Below are 3433 nucleotides of genomic sequence, written 5' to 3'. Positions count from 1 at the left end.
CTACAGCTTTTAAATCGCCAACGGTTGCAACTTTAGTTAAATTTGTATCACCATTTAGTTCTAATAATCCTGCGACTTTATTATAGCCGTCGTATTTATTTTCATAGTTTTTATTTGCTTGCTTTAAATCTTTTTGAGCATTATTTAAAGCAGTTTTTGCATTATCTAGTTCTTTTTTAGCATCTTCTAGCTCTTTTTTACTTTTGTCTAATTTATCTTTTGCTTCTGTTTTAGCATTTCCATCAGGCATAGCATTATAAGCCATCTCTAAGCCACTAACCGCTAAAGTCAAATCTGTTACTTTTTGAGCGTTGGTTAAAAGTTTATTTGCTTCCTCGCCTACTTTTTTAACGCCATCCTCTACTGCTTTTGCTAATTTATCAATTTCTTTTTTTATTTCTTTGGCTTTTGTTGAATTTGTTTCAGGTGCAGTTAATCCCAGCCCACTTGCTACGTTGCTGATACCAATAGGAGAAGAATTAGGCTCTGCTTTAATAACAACTTTTTTTGCTTCTTCTTCAGAAAGTTCTTTACCATCTTTTTCAAATTTACCTTTTTCATTTTTCGCTATCTTATCATTATCCAAATAGTATTCAAATGGGCGATTATTATTTATAGCTTTTACTTGACTATCTACATAGTTTTTGTTTGCAGCACTTGTGCCATCAGAACTTGCATTTAAATCTCTCAAGCCAGTAATTTCACCAAATCCTACAGTGTTATTGTCCTTTTTTTTCGCAGAGAAAGCAATAGATGGTCCTTTGCCTGGTTCAAATGAATCTATTCCACTAGATGCCGTGCCTGCATTGATGGTTATAGATGGTTGATCAGCAGATGGATTTGTGGCGTTATTTTCTTTTTGTGGTTTAAAGATAATGCCATCTTTATTAACCTCTACTTTAGCGCCTTTATCTCCTGTTTGAAGTGTAGCACTATCTGAACTTAATGTAAGTTTAGTGGTTTGATTATTGCTATCAGAAGGAGAAGAGATCGATTTTATATCTTTTAATTCATCAGTCGTACCAATAGTAACACCTACGGTAGTATTTGTTGGTGTTGTTGTGCTAGTTGGCGGAGTTAAAGTAGTTGTACTAGTTGGCGGAACTGTGCCTGTTGTAACTGGAGTAGATGATGGTGTTTTATTACTATCTAATTTTATACCGATATTTAATCCTGTATTAAATTTCAATGTATCACCTCGACCAATATCAAATGTTTTATTTCCATCAGCTACCTTAAATTTAAAGCTATTTAATGCTTCTTCAAGGTAAGATTTAGTGATTAAATCATTATTATTAATGCTGCCTTCACCATATTTTTGAGGTGTAGAGAGAGTAACTTTTTCAAACGTTGGTGAGTTTTTAAAACCAATTTCTATCTTAGCATTGCCATCTTTGTTATAAGTATATTTGGTTATTAAATTTTCTCCTACAAAGTCACTTATATTAGGATTTGCTGATGTTTGAGTTTTGCTTGATAGTTTATTAAATGATATTGTTGAGCCTAATTTTATATTTTTATTATCATCACTTTCTAAAACATCTGCATTGTATTTATATCCTTTTTCAACTATTTCTTTAGAAATTTTAGCCAAGTCTTTAACATTCACTGCTTTATTTTCTAAATTATTAGAACTATTTATTAGTTTTTCTAAATCATTATTATCTAATCCGCTTTTTAGTCCAATAAGTTGTTTTTCATTTAAATGCATTCCTTTATGAGAAAGAATAATTTTTGTTCCATTTCCTGTAAGTATTAAATTTTTAATTGTTTTACTAGGCCCATTTTTATCGTTTGCATTAAATTCTATTGAACCAAATTTATCATTTTTTATTTTTTTAATACTTGATAAATTTTTACTAAGAGATATTTCTAATTTTTGATTATTTTCTTTCACTGCGATATTTCCGTTTGTTCCATTAAATTTACCTGCTTGTTTTTTATCTATACCCTTACCAACTATTTCTAAAGTTTGTGATAATTTTTTATGTATATTTTTACCATCATTGCCTTTAAAATTTAATCCTGATATTGCTAGAGCTTGCAAATCAGTTACATTTGTTGCTTGATGCAAACTATCGGCATTTTTATTATTTAACAACGTAGTTAAAGCTTTATCTGCTTTTGTTTTATTTAATTCAGCATATTTTTTGTCGTTTGAATCATCCATAATATCTAGTGCAGATTTTAAATTTTGTATTCTCACAGGTTTTGTAAAGACTCCATCTGCACTTACGCCGCCTAATCTTATATTGGATTTATTAGAATCTTTATCATACTTTACTACATCTTCATCTAAGTTATCTATTTGAGATTTTACTGTTTCGATTGCAGTTGCAACAGCTTTTGAGGTGATTGCTCTTTCATCATCTTTATTAACTTGATCTGATTTGTTTAATGTTAAAGTTAATTTTGTCCCATTTGTGTCAGTTGAAACACTTGTCTCTATATCTTTAATGCTTGTATCGTTTGAATCTTTTTTGTATTTTGCGTCTGAACTATCTATGGTTAAAGTTTTATCTAATTTTACTAATTGTTCCCCATTTTTAGATCCTTTAAATTTAATACCTCTTGCATCAACATATTTTTTATTTGCAGCGTCGTATTCTTTTATTGGTTCTGCAACATTGGCTATTCTTCTTTTTATGCTTTCATTGCCTATAGATAGTGCTGTTTTTTCTGCTGTAGAGTCATTTCCTAACACGATTGCATCTGTTATATTAGAATCTTCAATTTTTATGTTAGATCCTAATAATATATTATCATCTCCTAGTATTTTATTTCTTGAGCCAATAGAGATATTTTTCTTGCCAGTTATATTATTATCAGAACCAATTACATAGGTTTGTTCTTTGTTGAGTGTATTATTTTCACCCAATACAAATGAAAAGTTTCCTAAAACACTATTTTGTGCACCAATAGATATAGACTTTTCTCCAGTAACATTTGAATTTTGCCCTATAGAAATTGATGCTTTATTTTTTGCTTGTGCATTATAACCTAAGGCAATTGATCCTTTATTTTCTGATATAGCTTCAGATCCTATGCTTATTGAGTGATCGCCTTTTGCTGTCGTTTTTAATGAGTCAGAAATTTTAACAGAATGATTTCCTTCTCCTTTTAAATAATTTATCAAAGCTTGTGCTTGTACTAACTCAGTTGTGCTTTTGTTTGAGTCGTTGAGTTCGATTTTTTCAATGCCTACATTTTTGCCAAATTTAGTTCTTCCTTCTTTTTTATCTTTATCATCTTTACCGATATTAGAGCCATCTTTTTTCAAAAATTCATTACCTAACTCAGATGTTTTAGTATAGTTTTTAAATTCATTAAATACTGCTTGTGATGTTATTACTCTACTATCATTTTCATCTACACTTGTAGCTTTATTTAATGTAAATTTAATCTCTTTATCAGAAATAGTAGAGTTTAAATC

General features: G+C 29.7%; 1 protein-coding gene. It reads right to left on the bottom strand.

Annotation, left to right across the window (positions count from 1 at the left end):
• Nucleotides 1–3433, bottom strand: a 3433-nt coding sequence (locus tag F1B92_RS08590) for a hypothetical protein (protein ID WP_229770994.1), incomplete at both ends; no start/stop codon positions are given.

This window comes from Campylobacter portucalensis (assembly GCF_009690845.1).
Lineage (GTDB): Bacteria > Campylobacterota > Campylobacteria > Campylobacterales > Campylobacteraceae > Campylobacter_B > Campylobacter_B portucalensis.
This window is presented reverse-complemented; position numbering and strand designations above follow the sequence as displayed.